This is a genomic window from Paraglaciecola sp. G1-13, assembly GCF_055809255.1.
Map to the genome: position 1 here is coordinate 3,028,884 of NZ_CM147903.1, position 21,994 is coordinate 3,050,877.

Genomic DNA, 21,994 nt, shown 5'->3' on the forward strand with positions numbered 1-21,994 from the left:
GTGCACAGCGCAAATTTATATCCGGCAGGCAGTTCACGCTGCTTGCTCGTTTCCTTGAATTTCACCAAAGATCATCTCGTTATTAGCAACGAAGATAACGAAGTTCTCCACACTATTTTTAAGCGCGAGTTGATTGTCGCGTCGAAACTCGCGTCCACAAATCGGGAAGTATCAATCCCTGATGTTGGGCAGTTAGTCATCCCCGCTTCCAATGAGATTGATGAGCTCATCTACCCAACGAATAAATTGCAATGGGCAGCCAAACTCGAAAGTAGTTACAAAGCAATTATCATCAGCTTGATATTAGTGCCCTTTAGCCTGTTTTTGATATTTAAATATGGCATTCCTTACGCCGCACAGCAATTCGCGACAATCATTCCTGATAGTGCAGTGGAGTTAGCTTCAACCCATACATTGCATGCTATGGACAGTAGCGTTCTAAAGCCAAGCAAGCTGAGCCAAAACGAACAAGAGGCTTTTAGGACTCAGTGGGAAGAGCAACTCAATCAACTGCGGTTAAACAGCAATGCCTACTCCTTGCAATTTAGAGACAGTGAAACACTCGGTGCCAATGCGTTTGCTTTTCCGAACGGGTCGATTGTTGTTACTGATCAATTTATGGACTTGATAGAAGAAAACCCGTCATTACTGCACGCGGTGTTACTGCACGAAATAGGGCATGTTGAGCAGCATCATTCAATGCGACTCATCTCCCAGACGCTATTTTCCTCCCTTGTCATTGATTACTTTTTCGCTGATGTCAGTGGATTAATCGATATCTTTGCCGGTGTATCCACCACACTAGTTCAAAACCAGTTTTCATCTCAGTTAGAATGGGAAGCAGATAACTTTGCGTTACAAACAATGAAAAGTGCAAATATAAGCACTGAGGCCTTCGCTCTAGCCCTTGAGAAATTAGCACAAACCTCGCCTGAACAGTCAAAAATGGATAAATGGTTACAAACCCATCCATTGTTGAGAGAACGCATAGCCAATGCGAGAAAGTGACATAGTGAAGAATGTGAGTTGATGAATACCAACGCCATTAAATAATTAGCTATCAATAAACCCAGCGTCTTTTAAACAGGCATGGGCGTCTTTTGGATCCGTAAAACGCTTTGGTACAATGCCCGCTTGCTTAAAATAGGGGAGTAACGCTTCGCCTTGACTTGGCTCGTCTACTATCCAACATTCAAGTTTTTGATTGCGTCGGTCTAATATTACATCTGATTTAAGGGGGGATGTACTCACTGACGCAGGCACCACCCAGCCTCGCATGTCCACAAGAACCGCCCAAACATTACCGCGCATGGAGTGCATTGCTTCACCGAGGTCAGACAGATATGCCATATCAGTTTGTAAGCTCCACTCACCCGTTGTTCTAACAGCAATAAGACGTGATTTGACGTTAATTTGGTAAGATGCAGGGGGCAATTTAGACTGATGAGACATGAATATACAACGCTATTGACGTTTAGCTTTGACTACATAAACGTGGCTGAAACAAGGTGATAGCGGACAAAACGCTCACCATTTTGACCATCCGTGATCGCCATTTAAATAAACAAAAAAAGCCGTACATCACTGTACGGCTTTTCTTATATGGCGTCCCCAAGGGGATTCGAACCCCTGTTACCGCCGTGAAAGGGCGGTGTCCTAGGCCTCTAGACGATGGGGACAGAAAATCAGCTTCCGAAAGCAAGCTTTCGAGATTTCCTGTAAGGCGAAGTGAGTCAGTAAACTGAGCGACCTTGCCTTACAAAATAAGCTTTTAAGTTTCTGTAAGGTGAGTCAAGCCTACGAGAGGAACGACTTAATCTTACGAAAACAAAATCTGTCAAACATATCATTCACTGGCCTAGGTATGCCGTGAATGTCCTTGTTGTTAAAACATAAACCCTATCCGTAGGTTTACTTAATATGGCGTCCCCAAGGGGATTATAAAATACGTCCTGTATTTTACCGCTTTGCGGCCGTGCTATGCACGTTCAAATTCGTTCCCTACGAATTTGTCGAACTAAGGGGTTCTCACCCCATGTGACGCATAAATGCTATCACTTCGTTCTTTTGTATGGCGTCCCCAAGGGGATTCGAACCCCTGTTACCGCCGTGAAAGGGCGGTGTCCTAGGCCTCTAGACGATGGGGACAGAAACTTTGTTCATCGAAGCAAGTTCGATAAGTTTCTGTAAGGTGAGTCGAGCCTGCGAGAGGAACGACTTAATCTTACAAAAACAAAATCTGTCAAACATAGCATTCACTGGCCTAGGTATGCCGTGAATGTCCTTGTTGTTAAAACATAAACCTTATCCGTAGGTTTACTTAATATGGCGTCCCCAAGGGGATTATAAAATACGTCCTGTATTTTACCGCTTTGCGGCCGTGCTATGCACGTTCAAATTCGTTCCCTACGAATTTGTCGAACTAAGGGGTTCTCACCCCATGTGACGTATAAATGCTATCACTTCGTTCTTTTGTATGGCGTCCCCAAGGGGATTCGAACCCCTGTTACCGCCGTGAAAGGGCGGTGTCCTAGGCCTCTAGACGATGGGGACAGAAACTTTGTTCATCGAAGCAAGCTTCGATAAGTTTCTGTAAGGTGAGTCGAGCCTGCGAGAGGAAAGACCTAATCTTACAAAAACTAAAATCTGTCTATATCATTACATTTACTGGCCTAGGTATGCCGTAAATGCTCCTTGATATGGTGGAGCCAGGCGGGATCGAACCGCCGACCTCTTGCATGCCATGCAAGCGCTCTCCCAGCTGAGCTATGGCCCCATACTTAAGTTTTACAAGCGAACTCGCTTTGACTTATTGGGTGTCATTCCCTGACAGCGGGCGCATTCTAGGCACCCCCCCCTTTTATGTCAACGACTTTTTTAAATTTTATCTATGATTGTTGTCTGTTTGCTATATATATGAGCGCTTTGTCTATACGTTGAGCAATTTGCTCAGGTTTTAGCAAATTCAATGTCACATCAAGTGAAGGCGAATTACCTGAACCGGTAGCGGCAACTCTCAATGGCATTCCAACTTTGCCCATACCTACCCCTAAAGTTTCCGCAGTTTTGTTAATCGCTTCATGGATGGTTTCAGCATTCCAAGTCGATAACGCCATTAAAGCAGCCTTAACCGCCTCAAGAGGCTCTTGCGCCACAGGGCGAAGATGCTTTTTAGCCGCCTTTTCATCAAAGTCTTCATACTCTTGATAAAAATAGCCACTGATCTCGGCCAACTCTTTCAACGTTTTTACGCGATCTGCTTGTACTTTAATGACTTCTTCTAGTGCAGGGCCGTTAGACACATCGATGCCTTGTTGCTCAAAGTGCCATTTTGCATAAGGTAACACCTCACTGACTGGTAGCTCCTTAATATAATGCTGATTTAACCAAATGAGTTTATCAGTATTAAAAGCTGAAGCTGATTGACCTATCGCATCTAAACTAAATAACTCGATCATCTCTTCTTTAGAGAAAATCTCTTGATCACCATAAGACCAACCTAAACGAACTAGGTAGTTTAATAGTGCTTGCGGTAGAAAGCCGTCATCACGATATTGCATTACACTAACAGCACCATGACGCTTAGATAGTTTTTTGCCGTCATCACCTAATATCATAGATACATGGGCATATTCAGGTACTGGTGCCCCAAGTGCTTGTAAAATATTAATTTGGCGTGGGGTATTATTAATGTGGTCTTCACCGCGCACCACATGCGTAATCCCCATATCCCAATCATCAACCACAACGCAGAAGTTATAGGTCGGCGTTCCATCACTTCGTAATATAATGAGGTCATCTAGCTCACTGTTTGCAATTTCGATGTTTCCGCGAATATGATCTTTTACCAGCACTTTACCCTCTAATGGGTTTTTAAAGCGAATAACAAAAGGTTCGCCTTCTGGATGATCAGTACGGTCACGCCAAGTGCCTGGGTATCTTGGTTTTTCACCGTTCGCTTTTTGTTTTTCGCGGATTTCATCAAGCTCAGCACTGCTCATAAAACATTTATAAGCCTTACCTTCTTCAAGCATCTCATTAATGAGCGCTTTATATCGGTCGAACCGTTTTGTTTGATAATATGGGCCATCGTCCCATGTTAATCCTAACCACTCCATACCTTCCAAAATCGCATCGATGGCTTCCTGAGTAGAACGCTCTATATCCGTATCTTCAATTCGAAGTACAAATTTTCCACCTTGGCTTTTTGCATAAAGCCAAGAATAAAGTGCAGTACGTGCACCACCAACATGTAAAAAACCGGTAGGGCTTGGAGCAAAACGGGTAACCGCTGTCATGGTATAAATAATCCTATTACAAAAAATTGGCAGCATTTTACCAGTCAATGGCCCTTATAAGAAAGGTTAAACGAACAAAGGGCCCTGAAGAATTGAACATATATTGCTGTTTAATTTTACTTGCAGTGGTCTCAGCGCTTTCATTACCAATAAAACACTGGCTCTGGTCTTATCTAAACGGATGTTTTACATCCAGTTACCTAACGAACCAATTAATAAAAAATGACAAAATTGATAAAGCGTAGCCGATTTGCACTAGCGTAGTTAGTTTTGGGTGGGCTGCATAATACAATGCATTTTAAAGGTTAAATTTGACATAAACGCCAATTAAATTTTTTGTCACCTCATTTATAACCAATCAAATAAAGCTGTTTTTCTATTCCAGTGCATTTACTACCAATAAAACTGCACAATATTCACGCTATTCGGTCGTTTTTATAGCACTTGAACACTTTTTTAAATTTACAGTTGACACTCACAAACGCATACCTATAATAGCGCTCCACTTACCGAGGCAACTCTTTAAGTGAAACAAAAACGGTCGCTTAGCTCAGTTAGAAAAAGAGAAGAGCATCGCCACTCTCTACAAGAAACGGTCGAGAGGCACTGGTTCAAGTCGGTGTTAGTACAACGTTTCAATATATGGTCGCTTAGCTCAGTTGGGAGAGCATCGCCCTTACAAGGCGAGGGTCACTGGTTCAAGCCCAGTAGCGACCACCACTTTTCGACAAGAAACGGTCGAGAGTCACTGGTTCAAGTCGGTGTTAGTACAACGTTTCAATATACGGTCGCTTAGCTCAGTTGGGAGAGCATCGCCCTTACAAGGCGAGGGTCACTGGTTCAAGCCCAGTAGCGACCACCACTTTTCGACAAGAAACGGTCGAGAGTCGTTGGTTCAAGCCAGTGTAGTATAACGTTTCACAAAAACGGTCGCTTAGCTCAGTTGGGAGAGCATCGCCCTTACAAGGCGAGGGTCACTGGTTCAAGCCCAGTAGCGACCACCACTTCTTTAGTTATATCTCCATTTATATAAACTTCATTATCTAAGTAGTACAATTGTATCTGCGATACGCATCTCCGATCTTCACAAAAGCACAGGCGACGTGATTCAGACCCAGTAGCGACCACCACTTCTTTAGTTATATCTCCATTTATATAAACTTCATTATTTAAGTAGCATAACTGTATCTGCGATACGCATCGCCGCTCTTCACAAAAGCACAGGCGACGTGATTCAGACCCAGTAGCGACCACCACTTCTTTAGTTATATCTCCATTTATATAAACTTCATTATTTAAGTAGCATAACTGTATTTGCGATACGCATCGCCGCTCTTCACAAAGCACAGGCGACGTGATTCAAGCCCAGTAGCGACCACCACTTCTTTAGTTATATCTCCATTTATACAAACTTCATTATCTAAGTAGTACAATTGTATCTGCGATACGCATCGCCGCTTTTCACAAAAGCACAGGCGACGTGATTCAAGTCCGGTAGCGACCACCACTTCTTTAGTTATATCTCAATTTATACAAACCTCATTCTTTAAGTAACATAACTATATCTGCTATACCCAACGCCGCCCCTCACAAAAGCACAGGCGACGTGATTCAAGTCCAGTAGCGACCACCACTTCTTTAGTTATACCCCCATTTATGTAAACGTCATTATTTGAGTAGCATAGCTGTATCTGCGATACCCATCGCCGCTTTTCACAAAAGCACAGGCGACGTGATTTAAGTCCGGTAGCGACCACCACTTCTTTAGTTATATCTCCAGTTATACACACTTCATTATCTAAGTAGCGTAACTATATCTGCAATGCGCATCGCCATTATTCACAAAAGCACAGGCGACGTGATTCAAGCTCAGTAGCGAAGACAAACCTAGGTATCTCAATAGCGTTTCTTTTTTGGCTCGTTTGCATTCAAAACGTATATTTTCTTCATTGATGCTTATTTGTACTTATAATTATGAGTAAAAGTACGATAACCTTTAATAATCAACCCTTTGAAATACATATATGAATCCACTGATCGCTAAAGAAACCAAAGTGCTGATCGTTGATGATCAGGTTCTCGCTAAAGGGTACATGAAGTATTCTTTGGAAGAGCTTGGTTTTAGCGATATCACCTATGTGGACAAGGTACACCTCGCTCTTAATAAAATCCGCCACCAGCGGTATGATCTCATCGTATGCTCATACAACTTAAAACATGAGCAAGATGGGTACTACTTTTACGATGAAATAAACCGAAACGGCGAGTTACCTCTGAGCACCGCATTCGTGTTTATCAGTGCTGATACCACAGCGGATCTAGTACAAAGTATTGTTGAGTTACAACCTGACGATTTTCTCGCTAAGCCGTTTACCGTCAAAGAGTTAGACCGACGCTTGTCGCGCATTCTGGGGCGTAAACGAGCTTTACAGAGTGTGTATTGGTGTATTGAAAAGAAACATTTCCCAAAGGCACTATCAGAAGTAGAAGTGTTTTTGAGTGAACCTAAAAACTCAGAGTTTTTTCCCTTGGCGTTGAAAATTAAAGGCGAAGTGTTGCAGCTATGCGGTCACTTTCCTCAAGCTAAAGCGTTCTACCAGGCGATTCTTAATGTTCAAACGTTTACTTGGGCTCAATTGGGCTTAGTAAAAACGTATTTACACTTGAATGAAGACGAAGCGGCAGAGAAGCTCGTACTTCGTCTCGCCTTTAAACCGGAATCACAATTGGCCGCATATGATTTACTAATGTCGTTGCAAATTAAGCAAGGTGATTTTGATACTGCTCTTGAATGCGTTTTAATGGCATCTGAAATATCCCCTAGAAATATAAGACGGCATAAAACCGCGTTGGATTTATCCAGAATTACCCACGATTATCATACGCAGCTTGAGGCAGCCAAAAAAATCGTTAAATTTGCTAAAAATTCTATTCACGACACGCCGGAGCACTACCTAAATGTCGCCCGCGCTAGTATTGATTACGCCATGACGGCTGATGAAGAGCAAACGAGTGCGCTGGTTAAGCAAGCAAATGAGTACATTCGCCAATCTCGCCAAGCATTCCCGAAGGCGGATATGCAAGACCAAATCAATGTAATCAACGCTCGACTCATGTATTTAGCGGATGAAAAAGATAACGCCAAAGCATTGCTTGAGCAACTAGACAACGACAACTGGGAGAATGAAACAATCGAAGCTTTGCTCGATAAAGCCAAAGCATTTCATGAGATAGGCATACACGAGCGTAGCCAAGAGATATTAAGTGAGATTATGCGCCGTTGTGATGAAAACGAGCAAGGTAATGAAATATTTCTTCACTATGTTGAACAAGAGCAAGAGGAAAAAAGTAGAATCAAGCAAAGCTCCAAAGAATTGAATAACTTAGCGGTCCAGCGTTTTCAAGAAGGTGATATCGACAGTGCATTGGGTACCTTCGCCGATGCCTTTACCATTATGCCTAAAACTCCCGCAATTGCGCTTAACTTACTGCAGGTGATGACTATAAAACGCTTGCACACAGACGACAATTATCAAAAAACGATCCAGCGCTGCGTGCGCACGGTTGAAGCCGGCTCACTGAATGATGAGCAGGAAAATCGTTACATCAAAATACGTGAATTATTAGACGACATCGCCTAGGCCTTGTTGATATTAGCGGTACATTTGGGCAACAGTTTGTGACTAAATTGAGCATGATGGATGCTTATGAAACTGGTCGCTCTGTACAGAAATCATTCAACATGAAATAAATGACTAACAGCTGCTACCCAACCTTGGGCGTAAGTGAAACAATTTGCTCTTTATCTCAGTTCTTTGCATTGCCCATTAGGCCTTCGAGACTGTTTCGCGCTCTAAAGTATTTCGATGTATTGACCAAAACTCGTTCAACAAAGTGACACTGCCCCTAATGTATTTTCGTATTAACGATTAAACCAGCGGATGATTTCACCTACGCTAAGTTACTTTATTTTGCTTGTTGTACTGTGCTTGAAGATAGACTTTTTGCTGAATAACCTGCGTGAGAATCTGCACGCTGGTCAGAATGTCTTGGTAGCGTAAATACAAAGGAGTAAAGCCGAACCGTAAAATATTCGGTGCTCTAAAATCGGCTATCACACCAAACTCGATTAATGCCTGACAAATCCCATGAGCGTGTTCATGTTTAAATGCCAATTGGCTGCCTCTGTCTTTCGTCGCTCGTGGCGATACGAGTACTAAATCAGATAGCGCCACCTCGGCTTCCACTAGCGCAATAAACAATTCACTTAACGCCTCTGATTTTTCACGTATTTGCTGCATCTTCACATCAGAAAATACCTCAAGTGCAGCATCTAATACACTCATAGATACCACATTTGGCGTACCACATAGATACTGAGTAATATTACCCGCTTGCTCATAACCCTGTGCAAAAGCAAAAGGTTGCTTATGCCCCATCCATCCTTTCAGCGGCTGAGATACCTGAGCTTGAAGGCGTTTGGCTACGTAAACAAATGCCGGTGCGCCAGGCCCACCGTTAAAGTATTTATAACCGCACCCCACAGCAAAATCTACGTCACATTCATCAAGCGCGATAGGCAACGCTCCCGCGCTATGAGCGAGATCCCATATCACTAAAATTCCTTGCTCATGCGCTAAGTGCGTTATGCGCTGCATATCCAGCAAGCGACCAGTGCGAAAATCAACCTGAGTCAGCATTAAAACTGCCACTTCAGAAGTAAGAGCTTCTTCTAGCGTGTCTTCCTCAATCGTTTTAAGATAACAATGACTTTCGCCCAACAGTGATGTAAGCCCTTCAACCATGTATAAGTCAGTGGGAAAATTCCCCGTTAAAGACAATACCTGAGAGCGATTTTTTTGCAGCGTCACCGCACTGGCAAGTACTTTGAACAAATTGATAGAGGTAGAATCACAGCAAATCACCTGCTCTGGTGCTGCGCCAATGAGTGGCGCAATTTTTTCACCTACGGTTGTCGGCAGGTCAATCCACGAATGTGTGTTCCAACTGGTAATGAGATCGTTGGCCCACTGATGCTCTAACACCTCTTTACCACGCAGCGCTGCAGCAGTTGGCATGGCTCCTAGAGAGTTGCCATCTAAATAAACAGTATCAGCAGGAAGCGTAAACGCTTCACGCTTTTCAGCCAAAGGGTCTATCAAATCCCATTGTGCTATTTGCTCTTCACTGATGTTTTCCATTATTCACTGACCCGTTGTTTTAACGCTGATAAAAAAACTTGATACGCATTTGTCTGAGGATGGATCCAATCAAAGTGCCCTGCCCCCTTTACAATTTGATATTCAAAATCACTCTTCAGTGCTTGGCTCTGCTCGACTATTTCATCAGCACTGCCTTGCAATAAGAGTGAATGCTCTTTTAGCGCGTAATGATCGGGCGAGCCTGAAGCGTAAGCTTCTGGCTTTTGCTCAGCACCGCCACCAAAAAAAGCAGGCGTAGCAGTTTGACAACTGTTATTACCTTGTGAATAACGAACCACATCAACAATAGCAGCTAAACCGATGACGCCTAGCAACTTGGCCCCGCCTTTAAAAACCTGTCGTTCTGGGGCGCTGGCCAATAACGCCAAATGTCCGCCTGCTGAATGCCCGACCAAAATCACCTTGTTTAAGTCAATCGGATAATCCTTAAAGGTTTGCACGAAACTCACTCCTTTTAAGACGTCATTCAAGCTACCAGGCCAACCGCCGCCATCATCGCCTGTGCGGCGATACTCTACAGACCAAACCGCGTATCCCTCTTTTGACAACGCTTGGCTAAACGCCTCGCTATGATCAACGCTGAAAGCGTTAAGCCAACAGCCACCGTGAACAAAAACGACTAATGGTGCAGTATCTTCAATCTCTTTACCCCGCACATTCTCCGGCAGATACAATTGTCCATACTGTAATTCATCACTGCCATATGCGATTTTTTCACTGGCATTGGCCGCTACATCTAACGCCATCACTTGCGCAAAGCTTACATTTTGCAAAGTGGTAGTCTTTAAGACCTCAGCATTTTTTAGTACCTGCTCTTGCTCTGATGTGTGCTTCGGTAAACTTGAGGTACAAGCGACCACAAAAAATACGAATAGCGGGAAAAGGCTGTACGAAATTCTCATTATCTCTCTATAGCATTTATGCGTAGTTATCTTATCGAATGGCAGAAGTAGAACAGATGCAGGTAAAAATTTGAAGCGTTGAGGAACAACTAAAAGAATGTCGGCAATGACAGAGGGAAGATGCTGGTAGCGCGATTACACCACCAGCGTATATATGAGGTAAAAAAAGCGCGATATTAAACTAGCATTTCAAACGCTATCGCGGTCGCTTCACCACCGCCGATACAAATAGCAGCTACGCCTTTTTTCAGGCTACGCTGCTTAAGTGCATGCAGTAAAGTCACGATAATACGCGCGCCTGAGGCCCCAATCGGGTGACCAAGAGCACATGCTCCACCTTTCACGTTTACTTTAGCGGGATCTAGACCAAGTTTACGCATACCCAACATAGTGACCATGGCAAAGGCTTCGTTGATCTCAAATAAGTCTACATCTTCTTTTGACCAACCCGTTTTCGCGAACAGTTTTTCCATAGCACCAACAGGTGCCACTGTGAAATTCTCGGGCTCAATAGCATTTGAGCTATGTCCAACAATACGTGCTAACGGTGTGTACCCTTTTGCTTTTGCTTCTTCTTCGCCCATGACCAACAACGCAGCAGCTCCATCTGAAATAGAGCTAGAATTCGCCGCCGTTACCGTACCGTCTTTCGTGAATGCGGGGCGCAAAGAAGGGATCTTCTCAGGGCGAGCGTTTCCTGGCCCTTCATCGTTTTCAATGACGACCTCACCTTTGCGAGAAGTGATTTTCACCGGTGTAATTTCGTCTTTAAACAATCCATTAGCTATCGCGTCACTGGCCTTAGTTAGCGAGCCTAATGCGAACTCATCCATTTGCTCTCGAGTCACGTGCTCTTCGTCAGCTTTAGACTGAGCAAAGCAGCCCATCGCTTTACCGTCATAGGCGTTTTCCAAACCGTCCAGCATCATATGATCCAACATATGTCCATGCCCCATGCGATACCCCTGCCTCGCTTTGGGTAAGATATACGGCGCATTGGACATACTCTCCATACCACCCGCCACAACCGTCTTAGCACTACCAGACTTAATCAAATCATGGGCAAGCATCACTGCCTTCATACCTGAACCGCACACCTTATTTAACGTTATCGCACCAGTACCAAGTGGCAAACCCGCTTTTATACTCGCTTGACGAGCCGGCGCTTGCCCTAATCCAGCAGGTAAAACACAGCCCATAATGACTTCATCAACAACAGGTGCATCATCACCCGCATCTGTTAATGCCGCTGTAATCGCATTTGCACCTAGCTCGCAGGCACTCAGTGCTGACAAGCCCCCCATAAACCCACCCATTGGTGTACGTTTAGCACTAACAATCACTACTGAACTGTTACTCATTAATTTACCCCTTATATTTTTGGTACAACCGTATCACTTCAAGACACTAATAATTAAACAATTAATAAATATATAATAAACATTACATTAATGAAAACTACCTATTTATACATCTTCGCGCGTCCGTAGAATATTTTTCATACTTCGATGTTGACGAATTGTAACTCATACTTTACCTTTACGTTAAGTTACTCTTTACGTAAACGTAAAGCAAATATCCATTATTAAATAGAATAAGTAATTGCTGGATAACACATCAATTTGTCACAAGGCTGTTCCATGACTGAAAAATTTTACACCATTGGCGAGTTAGCAAAAGAGCTAGATATCACCTCCCGCTCTATCCGTTTCTACGAAGAGTCAGGGCTACTGAACCCCACCCGTAATGGTCAAAACCGAGTGTACAAGAAAAAAGACAAGGTTCGGCTTAAGCTAATTTTACGCGGCAAACGTTTAGGTTTTTCATTAGCTGAAACTAAAACATTGTTTGATTTATATGACAGCAATCAGAACTCAGAAGCCCAGTTAGAGGCCATGTTGCTGATGACAGAACAAAAACGCGCTGTAATGGATCAGCAACTAGAAGATATTAAAGCCTTAATGATGGAATTAGACGAAGTCGAAGCCCGTTGTAAGGACGAACTCACCACGATTAAGCGAGGACAAATCGCATGAATGCTCCATATCCAACACTGAACTTCGGCCTAGGTGAAGACATCGATATGTTACGTGACCACGTTTATAACTTTGCTCAAGGGGAAATCGCTCCTTTGGCTGAAAAGTCTGACATCGACAACAGTTTCCCTAACCAGTTATGGCCAAAATTAGGCGAAATGGGACTGCTAGGTGTGACCGTGGCTGAACAATATGGTGGTTCCAACATGGGATATCTAGCCCATGTTGTCGCCATGGAAGAGGTCAGCCGAGCATCCGCAGGAATAGGCTTGAGCTATGGCGCCCATTCCAATTTGTGCGTTAATCAAATTCATAAAAATGGCTCAGATGCACAAAAAGAAAAATACCTACCTAAGCTTGTCAGCGGCGAGCATGTAGGTGCATTAGCAATGAGTGAGCCTAATGCTGGCTCAGATGTGGTTAGCATGAAATTGCGGGCCGATAAAAAAGGTGACCATTACGTGCTTAACGGCAATAAAATGTGGATCACAAATGGCCCTGACGCTGACACTTACGTGATTTACGCCAAAACCGATATAAGTGCAGGTTCAAAAGGCATGAGTGCTTTCATCGTTGAACGGGGCACGCCAGGTTTCAGCCAAGCACAGAAGCTTGATAAGCTTGGTATGCGCTCATCCAATACCTGCGAACTTGTATTTGAAGATTGCCCAGTACCAGCCGAGAATTTAATTCGCAATGAAGGCGATGGTGCACGTGTTCTGATGAGTGGCCTTGATTATGAACGCCTCGTTCTCTCAGGTGGCCCTCTTGGCATTATGCAAGCCTGTATGGACTTAGTCGTACCTTACATTCATGACCGCAAGCAGTTCGGTCAATCTATCGGCGAGTTCCAACTAGTTCAGGGTAAAGTTGCTGATATGTATACCCAAATGAACGCAGCGAGAGCTTATGTTTATACAGTAGCTCGCGCTTGTGATCGCGGCGAAACCACGCGTAAAGATGCCGCTGCAGTCATACTGTATTCTGCCGAACTGGCGACTAAAATGGCCCTCGATGCCATCCAATTACTTGGTGGCAATGGGTATATCAATGAGTTTCCTGCCGGTCGTTTATTAAGAGATGCAAAACTATACGAAATTGGAGCCGGTACCTCCGAAATCCGCCGCATGTTGATTGGCCGAGAGCTATTTAAAGAGTCAGCGTAAAGCGGAGTTTCACGTCAAAAAACGAACCCTAACTATCACACTTCCATCGCGCCATCGTTGATTCGGTGGCCATTAAATTGGAGCAATAACGTGCCCCGAATTATCAGTAAAATAAACGCCAAAGCCCAAGAGTTTGCCGACAATGCAGCGCACATGCAGGGGCAAATTGATGATTTAAATAACAAGATAGCTTTGATAAAACAGGGAGGCGGCGATAAAGCCAATAAACGCCATACCGATCGCGGTAAATTACTGCCTCGCGACCGAATCAATGCGCTACTCGATGCAGGCTCCCCTTTTCTAGAGATATCGCAACTGGCTGCATGGGAAGTCTATGAAGACTATGTGCCCAGCGCAGGTGTCATTGCAGGGATAGGCCGAGTATCTGGCATCGAATGCATGATTGTCGCGAACGACGCGACGGTCAAAGGCGGTACTTATTACCCGTTAACGGTGAAAAAGCACTTACGTGCGCAAACCATAGCTCAGCAGAACAATTTGCCCTGTGTCTACCTAGTAGACTCAGGCGGCGCTAACTTACCTCGCCAAGACGAAGTCTTTCCCGACCGTGAACATTTCGGGCGTATTTTCTTCAACCAAGCGAACATGTCGGCGCAAAATATTCCGCAAATAGCTGTGGTCATGGGAAGTTGCACCGCAGGCGGTGCTTACGTACCAGCGATGGCCGACGAGTCCATTATCGTCAAAAACCAAGGCACTATATTTCTTGGTGGCCCCCCTTTAGTTAAAGCGGCAACCGGCGAAGTGGTCACCGCACAAGAGTTAGGCGGCGGTGACGTGCACTGCAGAACATCTGGTGTGGTGGACCATTTGGCCAATAACGATCAGCACGCTTTGCACATAGCCAGAGACGCTATTACACGGTTAAACCGAACAAAACCAATAGCATTAGACGTTAAGCCCAGCGTTGAACCTGCATACCCCAAAGAAGACATCTACGGCATTATACCTAAGGATGCACGCCAGCCTTATGACGTGCGCGAAGTCATTGCTCGCGTAGTTGATGGATCTGAATTTGATGAATTTAAGGCTCTTTATGGTAATACTTTAATTTGCGGTTTTGCACGCATCTTCGGCTATCCGGTAGGTATTATCGCCAACAATGGCATTTTATTTAGTGAATCAGCTCAAAAAGGAGCGCACTTCATTGAGCTATGTGCACAGCGTAAAATCCCCTTAGTGTTTTTACAAAATATCACTGGCTTCATGGTCGGCAAACAATACGAGGCCGGTGGCATTGCTAAGCATGGCGCAAAAATGGTCACCGCGGTCGCCTGCGCCAAGGTCCCTAAATTCACAGTACTCATTGGTGGTAGCTTTGGTGCCGGTAATTACGGTATGTGTGGTCGGGCGTATGACCCGCGCTTTATGTTCATGTGGCCAAATGCACGTATTTCGGTAATGGGTGGTGAACAAGCCGCCGGCGTGTTATCGCAAGTTAAACGCGAACAGCGGGAGCGCGTCGGTGAAACTTGGAGCCAAGAGGAAGAGTTGCAGTTTAAACAACCCATAGTCGATACCTACGAGCATCAAGGGCACCCTTATTATGCATCAGCCCGTCTTTGGGATGATGGTGTGATAGATCCCGCCGACACACGCATGGTGTTGGGCCTGTGCATTTCAGCTAGCTTAAATAAACCCATTGAGGACACCCAGTTTGGGGTGTTCAGAATGTAAGGTGCATTGAATATGGATCCTAGAATGAGCCAAACTAATTCCCCCTCTCCAGAGTATGTGCTTTGCGACATTGATGAGCGTGGTGTTGCCACTGTCACCCTTAATCGCCCTGAAGTGCACAATGCATTTGACGATGTTCTCATAGCAGCTCTAACCGAGACATTCAGCCGGTTAGACTCTGATAATACTGTAAGGGCTGTCGTTCTCGCGTCGACTGGCAAGAGCTTCTGCGCTGGGGCGGACCTAAACTGGATGAAGCGCATGGCAAGCTATTCATATGAGCAAAACCTCAATGATGCAAATGCATTGGCAACCATGCTGCATACCTTAAATTCGCTATCAAAACCGACCATAGCCCGGGTGCAAGGTGCTGCCTTTGGCGGGGCTATAGGCTTAATTGCCTGCTGCGATATGGCTGTGGGCAGTAAACTGAGCAAGTTTTGCCTAAGCGAAGTCAAGCTTGGTTTAATACCCGCCACTATTAGCCCATATGTTATTCAAGCTATTGGCGAGCGAAACGCTAGGCGTTATTTCACGACCGCTGAAGTATTTTCATCACGTAGAGCAAGACGCATTGGACTACTCAGTGAAAGCGTGACCGAAGAAGAGCTAGATAGCACAATTGAATCTCTCCTGGAGCATATTCTGAAGAATGGTCCGCATGCGGTTTCTGCAGCCAAACAATTGATAACAGACGTGGCAAATCGCGTCCCTGATACAGCGCTTAGAAACATGACAAGCGAACGCATAGCCAATACCCGGGTATCATCTGAAGGCCAAGAAGGCCTCGGTGCTTTCTTACAAAAACGTCGACCTAATTGGTATATCTCATGATTAAAAAACTTCTAATTGCCAACCGTGGCGAAATTTGCTGCCGTATTATCAACACTGCCAAACGTATGGGTATCCAAACCGTTGCGCTTTATTCTGATGCTGATAAGAACGCGTTGCATGTAAAAATGGCCGACGAAGCGATACATATTGGCCCTTCGCCATCTAACCAAAGTTATTTAAAAGTAGATAAGGTCCTTGCTGCCGCTAAAGCAACCGGCGCGGATGCCATCCACCCTGGTTATGGGTTTCTATCTGAAAACGCTGAATTTGCCAAAGCCTGTGCAGATAACAATATTATCTTTGTGGGCCCACCTGTTGAAGCAATTGACGCAATGGGCTCAAAATCTGCTGCTAAACATATTATGCAACAGGCCAATGTGCCCTTAGTGCCGGGGTACCACGGCGACGATCAGTCACCGGCGCTGATAAAAAAACATGCCGATGACATGGGCTATCCCGTATTACTCAAAGCAGCTGCCGGTGGTGGTGGTAAAGGAATGCGCCAAGTTTGGAGCGAAGATGAATTTGATGACGCATTAGCCGCAGCTAAACGTGAAGCGATGTCGAGTTTTAATGACGACATAATGTTGGTTGAAAAGTACTTAACCCAACCGCGTCACGTTGAGGTACAAGTATTTTGCGATCACCATGGAAATGGTGTGCATATATTTGAGCGCGACTGTTCAGTGCAAAGACGTCATCAAAAAGTCGTTGAAGAAGCCCCCGCGTTTAAGATGCCCCCTGAATTACGTGTAGCTATGGGCGATGCGGCGTTAAAAGCCGCCCAAGCCATTAACTACGTAGGTGCAGGTACCGTCGAGTTTCTGCTCGATACGGATGGCAGCTTCTACTTTATGGAAATGAATACTCGCTTGCAGGTGGAACATCCGGTCAGTGAGATGATTTCAGGACAAGATTTGGTGGAATGGCAACTGCGGGTCGCCGCCAATGAAACCTTGCCCAAAACACAAGACGAATTACATATTAATGGGCATGCATTTGAGGCACGAATCTACGCCGAGGATCCAGATAATGAGTTCCTGCCTGCCACAGGTACACTTCATCTATTAGAAACACCGCAAGAATCAGAACATGTACGCATTGATAGCGGTGTGGTTCAGGGTGATGAGGTATCGGTTTATTATGATCCCATGATCGCTAAGTTGATTGTGTGGGATACAGATCGAGAACGCGCTTTAGCACGCTTGAGTCAAGCTTTGGCTGAATATCGTATTGATGGTGTGGTAACAAATATTCCATTCCTGCGCAGCCTTATTGACACCCAAGCGTTTAAAGATGAAGAGATCGATACTGGTTTTATCGAAACTCACCACGATGAGATTTTTAACAAGGATAAGCAAACCAATAAGCATCAAATACTGAATTTGGCCATGTACTTATCTTTAAATGAACAAGCCATCACCTCCCCTAATAATCAAGATAGTCAGTCTCCATGGGGATCCGTAAGTGATTGGCGAGCTAATGAACGTTTTCAAAGCCGCTACTGCATCCAGATGCATGGTGAGGCTTATGAAACTGTGGTTGAACGGATAAAAAGTGACAACCACGCCCCCCATCAGCAGGGTACATTTATTGTTAAATTAGGGGAACAAACTTATCAGTGCGAAGGGCAATTAGCAGGCAATCGATTACTGGCAACCGTTAATGGGCATAGTGAGAGCGTCACCATCAATAGAATTGAACATGACTACGCGCTCTTTCATGCCAATGGCATGACTAAATTTAGCCATATTCAGAAAGACTTAGGTGTTGCTGATGAAAACGACCAGCACGGTGCTTTCGTAGCACCAATGAACGGCACAGTAGTGACCCTTTTAGTTGAGCCAAAGCAAAGTGTTAAAAAAGGTCAAACCTTAATGATAATGGAAGCCATGAAAATGGAACATGCCATTAAAGCGACACAAAATGGTCATGTGCAGGAATTCTACTATCAGGCTGGCGAATTGGTTGACGGCGGCGCAGCCTTATTAGACTTTATAGCTGATGAGGAGCCTTTATCATGATGAGTGCTTTACCAAGTAAAGTAAAAATAGTTGAAGTAGGTCCGCGAGATGGCTTGCAAAATGAGAAAACAAATATTGATTTAGCCACTAAGGTATCTTTGATTGAGGCGCTTGCTAAATCAGGCTTAAGCATGATTGAAACAGGCAGTTTTGTATCACCTAAGTGGGTGCCACAAATGGCTGACTCAGCCCAAGTCTTTGCTGCAATAAATCGCCAAAACGCCGTAATTTACAGTGCATTAACGCCTAATCTAACAGGATTTGAAGCCGCGCTAGAAGCAGGCGCTGATGAAGTCGCTATTTTTGGTTCTGCTTCTGAATCCTTTTCACAAAAAAATATAAACTGCTCAATTGCTGAGAGTCTAGCGCGTTTTGAACCGGTTATTGCTGCGGCGAAAGCTAAAAATATAAAAGTACGTGGTTATGTGTCGTGCGTTCTGGGATGCCCCTACGAAGGAGAGATAGCGCCTGCCAATGTGGCCAGTGTGGCTAAAACCTTGTTCGAGATGGGCTGCTATGAAATTTCGTTAGGCGACACGATAGGCGTAGGCACTCCTATCGCCACACAAAAAATGCTCAATGCCGTATTAGATGTGGTCCCCCTCTGCGCTGTTGCGGTGCATTTTCACGATACCTACGGTCAAGCTTTAGCGAATATTTTGGTGGCGTTACAATTGGGGATCAACGTAGTTGATAGCGCGGTAGCCGGCCTAGGCGGATGCCCCTATGCCAAGGGTGCATCAGGTAATGTAGCCACTGAAGACGTGGTTTACATGTTACATGGAATGGGCATTGCCACAGGTATTGATTTATCAATGTTAGTCAAGGCAGGACAAGACGTGTGTACGAAGTTAGGCATAAACTCTGTATCAAAAGTGGCAAACGTTTACGCCAATAAATCCCTAACTCAGTAATCTCCCCCTTGCCGAGACGTAACCATACCAGCAGATCGCTCAGGGCGAAGCGTGGATGATCTGCTGTATTAACCACCATTTTGCCTGCTCTTTATTCGGGAAGAAACGATAACGCTCGCCAGCGTCGTCATAGATTAACCCAAGGTGGCGTTTTGAAAACTCTGGCGTTGCAGAGTGCTCGATAATCAAAGCGGATGCCACTCGCCCCAACGTTTTTTGTTCACGAATTGCTTTTGACATAAAGGCAGCAGCGTCTGGTACATAAATCGGATCGCCTCTAAGTACAACCAAAGCCCCCCATGGGCCAACACTTAATTGCTTCAGTAAAGGCGCCACCTCTAATTCAGCCTCGACCACAGATTCTAAATTCCATGGACCACAGCCCTCAACGAGCAATATGTTTTCTTCTATATCAAGTTCAATACTGCCATGGGTTGGAAATCGACTCATATACTTCCTTAAATCAATACCTTATTGAACAGTTCAACGTTAAAAGCGCGCACATTAACCTGCGATGGCGTTGAAAGCCATTTACACCCTTTACGAGCAAAGAAAACCTATCGCTCGGCAAAATGTCACCGGTAAGTCGATGCGCTCACCGCGTTTGTTGAAACTCAGCCTCTGCAATAACTTTAAGGTTTTCTAAGCCCATTTGTAGGTCTTCACCGATCATTCGGTCCATAAAAAACGCCACATAGTGTAACAACGGATTAGCCCCAACGTCGCCATAATCGTGCCAAATAACGACCGTTTCTCCCTCTTTATCTCGTAAGGTTAGCTCACCGGTTGAGCCAACTCCCATATCAGGAAAAACAAGGGTATATATGAATCGCTGGTTTTCTTCTATGGCCACAATCTCCATTTCGCCATTACCTTGGCTTTCACTTTGCCAAGTAGATTTCATACCAACTGAGGAATCAGGGCCTGCGTAAGCCACTTGCATATCAGGGTCGCGTTCAAACCAGACTCCCCAATGCTGCCACTTCTTTAAATCTTTCACATGTTTAAAAATAATATCTGCAGGAGCTTCAATTCTGATGGTTCTAACCACTTTAAATTCGGATGGTAACAACCATCCGACCACCACAAAAAACATCAGTATTGCAGCGATCCCAATTGCCATTTTTTTCAACATGCTCTTTCCCCTTCACTCACCGGCGGCTTTTATAACATTTTTTTAACTTTTTCATTAATTGCGACTACATACTGTACATAAAACAATCAAAAAATCTATGCAAATCAGAAATATGCCATAGGTTTGCATTGTAAAGCGAGAAGAAAAGCAACCTGTTTGGCGAAAATTAGATCATGCTTCCATCGCTATATAGCTGCACTAATAGTAGTGTTTTTGCCCTGTGCACAAAACAGAGTGTTCTTTTATTGTACAGATTCAGTTTTTAACGGCTTCAAACGTTACTAATATGTAAAAAGACATAATAAATCAGCTGGAAGCAAATTGAATTTCAAGCGAGCCCGTGACACACTGAAGTTCACAGTATCTGATGACGTACACTTTACGCTCCGTGATTCTGTGTTTCCTGCGCAACGAGAACGTCTAAAAATCAAATAAGAATGGAGTCAAGTGTTATGCCCAATCCAAGCCCACGTTATATTAGCAACCTGACCCGAGATACCTACGCCCTGATTTTAGCTGGCGGAAGAGGCTCCCGACTACACGAACTGACCGACTGGCGGGCTAAACCCGCTTTATATTTTGGAGGAAAATTTAGAATAATCGACTTTCCACTATCTAACTGCATTAATTCCGGTATTAAACGCATAGGGGTGGTAACCCAATATAAATCTCATTCATTGATCCGACACCTTGTCAGGGGTTGGGGACATTTTAGAAAAGAACTAGGTGAATCAGTTGAGATATTACCTGCTTCTCAACGCTCTTCAGGCAATTGGTATGAAGGAACTGCCGATGCGGTATTCCAAAATATCGATATTATTCGCGATGAAATTCCTAAATACGTGATGATTTTATCCGGTGACCACATATACAGCATGGATTATGCGAACATTCTTGCTCATCATGTGGAATCTGGCGCAAAAATGACTGTCAGTTGTATGCCTGTACCTATAGAAGAAGCTGCTGGTGCATTTGGGGTCATGTCTGTAGACGAAGATTATCGTATTCTTGGATTTGAAGAAAAACCTGAGAATCCGACTCCTTTGCCTAACGACCCTACCCGTTGTCTTGCCTCTATGGGTAATTACGTTTTCGACACTGAGTTTTTGTTTGAGCATTTAAAACATGATGCGCAAAACGAAGGCTCAGAGCGTGACTTTGGTAAAGATATCATTCCGTCGATTATTAAGGATCACCCGGTATTCGCTTATCCATTTTCAAACGACGATGGTGAAGTCTCTTACTGGCGTGATGTGGGTACATTAGACTCATTTTGGTTGGCCAACATGGAATTGGTATCGCCCAAACCTCCCCTTAATCTTTACGATAAAAAGTGGCCTATTTGGACGTATCAAGAACAGTTGCCCCCCGCTAAGTTTGTCTGGGAAGAATACAACCGCTGCGGCGCGGCCATTGATTCCGTGGTCAGTGGTGGTTGCATAATATCTGGGGCAACCGTGCGCAAGAGTTTGTGCTTTTCTAATGTCCACGTTCACTCCTACAGTGAAATTGAAGAGTCAGTACTGTTACCGGATGTAGAAATAAAGCGAAATTGTAAAATCAAGAAAGCAATTATCGATCGTGGTTGTATCGTGCCTGAAGGCACTGTCATTGGTCATAACCATGATGAAGACCGAGCAAGGGGCTTCAGAGTCACAAACAAGGGTGTTGTGTTAGTTACCCGAGAAATGTTAGGTCTGAAAGTCGGAATATGATGAATATATAGAAAAAGTTGCCAACAAAAAAACCAGATTCAGTCTGGTTT

At 44.4% G+C, this 21,994-nt stretch carries 16 protein-coding genes and 7 tRNA genes; 12 read left to right on the forward strand and 11 right to left on the reverse strand.

Going from position 1 to position 21,994, the window contains the following annotated elements:
- Positions 1–1,008, forward strand: a complete 1,008-nt coding sequence (locus tag AC0L6N_RS12765; RefSeq protein WP_473475022.1) for a M48 family metallopeptidase — start codon at positions 1–3, stop codon at positions 1,006–1,008.
- A gap of 45 nt (positions 1,009–1,053) precedes the next feature.
- On the opposite strand, the gene AC0L6N_RS12770 is transcribed toward AC0L6N_RS12765, so the two are convergent.
- The 6 genes from AC0L6N_RS12770 to gltX form a co-directional block, all read right to left on the reverse strand.
- A complete protein-coding gene (locus AC0L6N_RS12770; protein WP_473475024.1) occupies positions 1,054–1,452 on the reverse strand; it encodes a hypothetical protein in 399 nt (132 codons plus the stop codon).
- Between the two features lie 151 nt (positions 1,453–1,603).
- Positions 1,604–1,679: transfer RNA gene (locus AC0L6N_RS12775), tRNA-Glu, on the reverse strand.
- 393 nt (positions 1,680–2,072) lie between these two features.
- Positions 2,073–2,148: transfer RNA gene (locus AC0L6N_RS12780), tRNA-Glu, on the reverse strand.
- A gap of 329 nt (positions 2,149–2,477) precedes the next feature.
- Positions 2,478–2,553, reverse strand: a tRNA-Glu gene (locus AC0L6N_RS12785).
- Positions 2,554–2,700: 147 nt separating this feature from the next.
- A tRNA-Ala gene (locus AC0L6N_RS12790) sits at positions 2,701–2,776 on the reverse strand.
- A 112-nt stretch (positions 2,777–2,888) separates the two neighbouring features.
- Positions 2,889–4,298, reverse strand: a complete 1,410-nt coding sequence (gltX, locus tag AC0L6N_RS12795) for a glutamate--tRNA ligase (protein ID WP_011575683.1) — start codon at positions 4,296–4,298, stop codon at positions 2,889–2,891.
- 644 nt (positions 4,299–4,942) lie between these two features.
- On the opposite strand from gltX, the gene AC0L6N_RS12800 reads away from it, so the two are divergent.
- From AC0L6N_RS12800 to AC0L6N_RS12815, 4 genes are all read left to right on the forward strand, one after another.
- A tRNA-Val gene (locus tag AC0L6N_RS12800) sits at positions 4,943–5,018 on the forward strand.
- Between the two features lie 66 nt (positions 5,019–5,084).
- Positions 5,085–5,160 (forward strand) — tRNA-Val (locus tag AC0L6N_RS12805).
- Between the two features lie 66 nt (positions 5,161–5,226).
- Positions 5,227–5,302 (forward strand) — tRNA-Val (locus AC0L6N_RS12810).
- A gap of 1,020 nt (positions 5,303–6,322) precedes the next feature.
- Complete coding sequence (locus tag AC0L6N_RS12815) at positions 6,323–7,939, forward strand: response regulator (RefSeq protein WP_473475025.1); 1,617 nt, start codon at positions 6,323–6,325, stop codon at positions 7,937–7,939.
- Positions 7,940–8,254: 315 nt separating this feature from the next.
- On the opposite strand, the gene kynU is transcribed toward AC0L6N_RS12815, so the two are convergent.
- The 3 genes from kynU to AC0L6N_RS12830 form a co-directional block, all read right to left on the reverse strand.
- Positions 8,255–9,499, reverse strand: coding sequence for a kynureninase (kynU, locus tag AC0L6N_RS12820; RefSeq protein WP_473475026.1), 1,245 nt, complete (start codon positions 9,497–9,499; stop codon positions 8,255–8,257).
- Positions 9,499–10,422 (reverse strand): alpha/beta hydrolase family protein, encoded by a 924-nt coding sequence (locus tag AC0L6N_RS12825; RefSeq protein WP_473475027.1) that lies wholly within the window; start codon positions 10,420–10,422, stop codon positions 9,499–9,501. Before AC0L6N_RS12825 ends, kynU begins: the two co-directional genes overlap by 1 nt.
- Before the next feature lie 176 nt (positions 10,423–10,598).
- On the reverse strand, positions 10,599–11,783 hold the full coding sequence (locus tag AC0L6N_RS12830) for a thiolase family protein (protein ID WP_473475028.1): 1,185 nt from the start codon (positions 11,781–11,783) through the stop codon (positions 10,599–10,601).
- A gap of 279 nt (positions 11,784–12,062) precedes the next feature.
- Here AC0L6N_RS12830 and AC0L6N_RS12835 point away from each other — a divergent pair, with 279 nt between their 5' ends.
- From AC0L6N_RS12835 to AC0L6N_RS12860, 6 genes are all read left to right on the forward strand, one after another.
- On the forward strand, positions 12,063–12,458 hold the full coding sequence (locus AC0L6N_RS12835; RefSeq protein WP_011575688.1) for a MerR family transcriptional regulator: 396 nt from the start codon (positions 12,063–12,065) through the stop codon (positions 12,456–12,458).
- The gene (locus tag AC0L6N_RS12840) at positions 12,455–13,624 is read left to right on the forward strand and encodes an isovaleryl-CoA dehydrogenase (protein ID WP_473475031.1); all 1,170 of its coding nucleotides are present in this window, start codon (positions 12,455–12,457) and stop codon (positions 13,622–13,624) included. Before AC0L6N_RS12835 ends, AC0L6N_RS12840 begins: the two co-directional genes overlap by 4 nt.
- Before the next feature lie 90 nt (positions 13,625–13,714).
- Entirely contained in the window at positions 13,715–15,322 is a 1,608-nt protein-coding gene (locus tag AC0L6N_RS12845; protein WP_473475032.1) for a carboxyl transferase domain-containing protein, read from the forward strand.
- 12 nt (positions 15,323–15,334) lie between these two features.
- The gene (locus tag AC0L6N_RS12850) at positions 15,335–16,156 is read left to right on the forward strand and encodes an enoyl-CoA hydratase/isomerase family protein (RefSeq protein ID WP_473475034.1); all 822 of its coding nucleotides are present in this window, start codon (positions 15,335–15,337) and stop codon (positions 16,154–16,156) included.
- Positions 16,153–18,180: an acetyl/propionyl/methylcrotonyl-CoA carboxylase subunit alpha gene (locus tag AC0L6N_RS12855; RefSeq protein WP_473475036.1), complete on the forward strand. Its 2,028-nt coding sequence runs from the start codon at positions 16,153–16,155 to the stop codon at positions 18,178–18,180. Before AC0L6N_RS12850 ends, AC0L6N_RS12855 begins: the two co-directional genes overlap by 4 nt.
- The gene (locus AC0L6N_RS12860; protein WP_473475038.1) at positions 18,177–19,094 is read left to right on the forward strand and encodes a hydroxymethylglutaryl-CoA lyase; all 918 of its coding nucleotides are present in this window, start codon (positions 18,177–18,179) and stop codon (positions 19,092–19,094) included. Before AC0L6N_RS12855 ends, AC0L6N_RS12860 begins: the two co-directional genes overlap by 4 nt.
- 39 nt (positions 19,095–19,133) lie before the next feature.
- Here AC0L6N_RS12860 and AC0L6N_RS12865 read toward each other — a convergent pair whose 3' ends face one another.
- Complete coding sequence (locus tag AC0L6N_RS12865) at positions 19,134–19,544, reverse strand: hypothetical protein (protein WP_473475040.1); 411 nt, start codon at positions 19,542–19,544, stop codon at positions 19,134–19,136.
- 145 nt (positions 19,545–19,689) lie between these two features.
- The gene (locus tag AC0L6N_RS12870; protein WP_011575694.1) at positions 19,690–20,229 is read right to left on the reverse strand and encodes an SRPBCC family protein; all 540 of its coding nucleotides are present in this window, start codon (positions 20,227–20,229) and stop codon (positions 19,690–19,692) included.
- A 452-nt stretch (positions 20,230–20,681) separates the two neighbouring features.
- Between AC0L6N_RS12870 and glgC the strand changes: the two genes are divergently transcribed.
- Positions 20,682–21,944 (forward strand): glucose-1-phosphate adenylyltransferase, encoded by a 1,263-nt coding sequence (gene glgC / locus AC0L6N_RS12875; RefSeq protein WP_011575695.1) that lies wholly within the window; start codon positions 20,682–20,684, stop codon positions 21,942–21,944.
- The last annotated feature ends 50 nt before the right edge of the window (positions 21,945–21,994 follow it).

What these genes read in the sequence shown, in the direction of transcription:
- AC0L6N_RS12770 (WP_473475024.1), bottom strand. Translation starts at nt 1,452, where the DNA reads ATGTCTCATCAGTCTAAATTGCCCCCTGCATCTTACCAAATTAACGTC.
- gltX (WP_011575683.1), bottom strand. Translation starts at nt 4,298, where the DNA reads ATGACAGCGGTTACCCGTTTTGCTCCAAGCCCTACCGGTTTTTTACAT.
- AC0L6N_RS12815 (WP_473475025.1), top strand. Translation starts at nt 6,323, where the DNA reads ATGAATCCACTGATCGCTAAAGAAACCAAAGTGCTGATCGTTGATGAT.
- kynU (WP_473475026.1), bottom strand. Translation starts at nt 9,499, where the DNA reads ATGGAAAACATCAGTGAAGAGCAAATAGCACAATGGGATTTGATAGAC.
- AC0L6N_RS12825 (WP_473475027.1), bottom strand. Translation starts at nt 10,422, where the DNA reads ATGAGAATTTCGTACAGCCTTTTCCCGCTATTCGTATTTTTTGTGGTC.
- AC0L6N_RS12830 (WP_473475028.1), bottom strand. Translation starts at nt 11,783, where the DNA reads ATGAGTAACAGTTCAGTAGTGATTGTTAGTGCTAAACGTACACCAATG.
- AC0L6N_RS12835 (WP_011575688.1), top strand. Translation starts at nt 12,063, where the DNA reads ATGACTGAAAAATTTTACACCATTGGCGAGTTAGCAAAAGAGCTAGAT.
- AC0L6N_RS12840 (WP_473475031.1), top strand. Translation starts at nt 12,455, where the DNA reads ATGAATGCTCCATATCCAACACTGAACTTCGGCCTAGGTGAAGACATC.
- AC0L6N_RS12850 (WP_473475034.1), top strand. Translation starts at nt 15,335, where the DNA reads ATGGATCCTAGAATGAGCCAAACTAATTCCCCCTCTCCAGAGTATGTG.
- AC0L6N_RS12855 (WP_473475036.1), top strand. Translation starts at nt 16,153, where the DNA reads ATGATTAAAAAACTTCTAATTGCCAACCGTGGCGAAATTTGCTGCCGT.
- AC0L6N_RS12860 (WP_473475038.1), top strand. Translation starts at nt 18,177, where the DNA reads ATGATGAGTGCTTTACCAAGTAAAGTAAAAATAGTTGAAGTAGGTCCG.
- AC0L6N_RS12865 (WP_473475040.1), bottom strand. Translation starts at nt 19,544, where the DNA reads ATGAGTCGATTTCCAACCCATGGCAGTATTGAACTTGATATAGAAGAA.
- AC0L6N_RS12870 (WP_011575694.1), bottom strand. Translation starts at nt 20,229, where the DNA reads ATGTTGAAAAAAATGGCAATTGGGATCGCTGCAATACTGATGTTTTTT.
- glgC (WP_011575695.1), top strand. Translation starts at nt 20,682, where the DNA reads ATGCCCAATCCAAGCCCACGTTATATTAGCAACCTGACCCGAGATACC.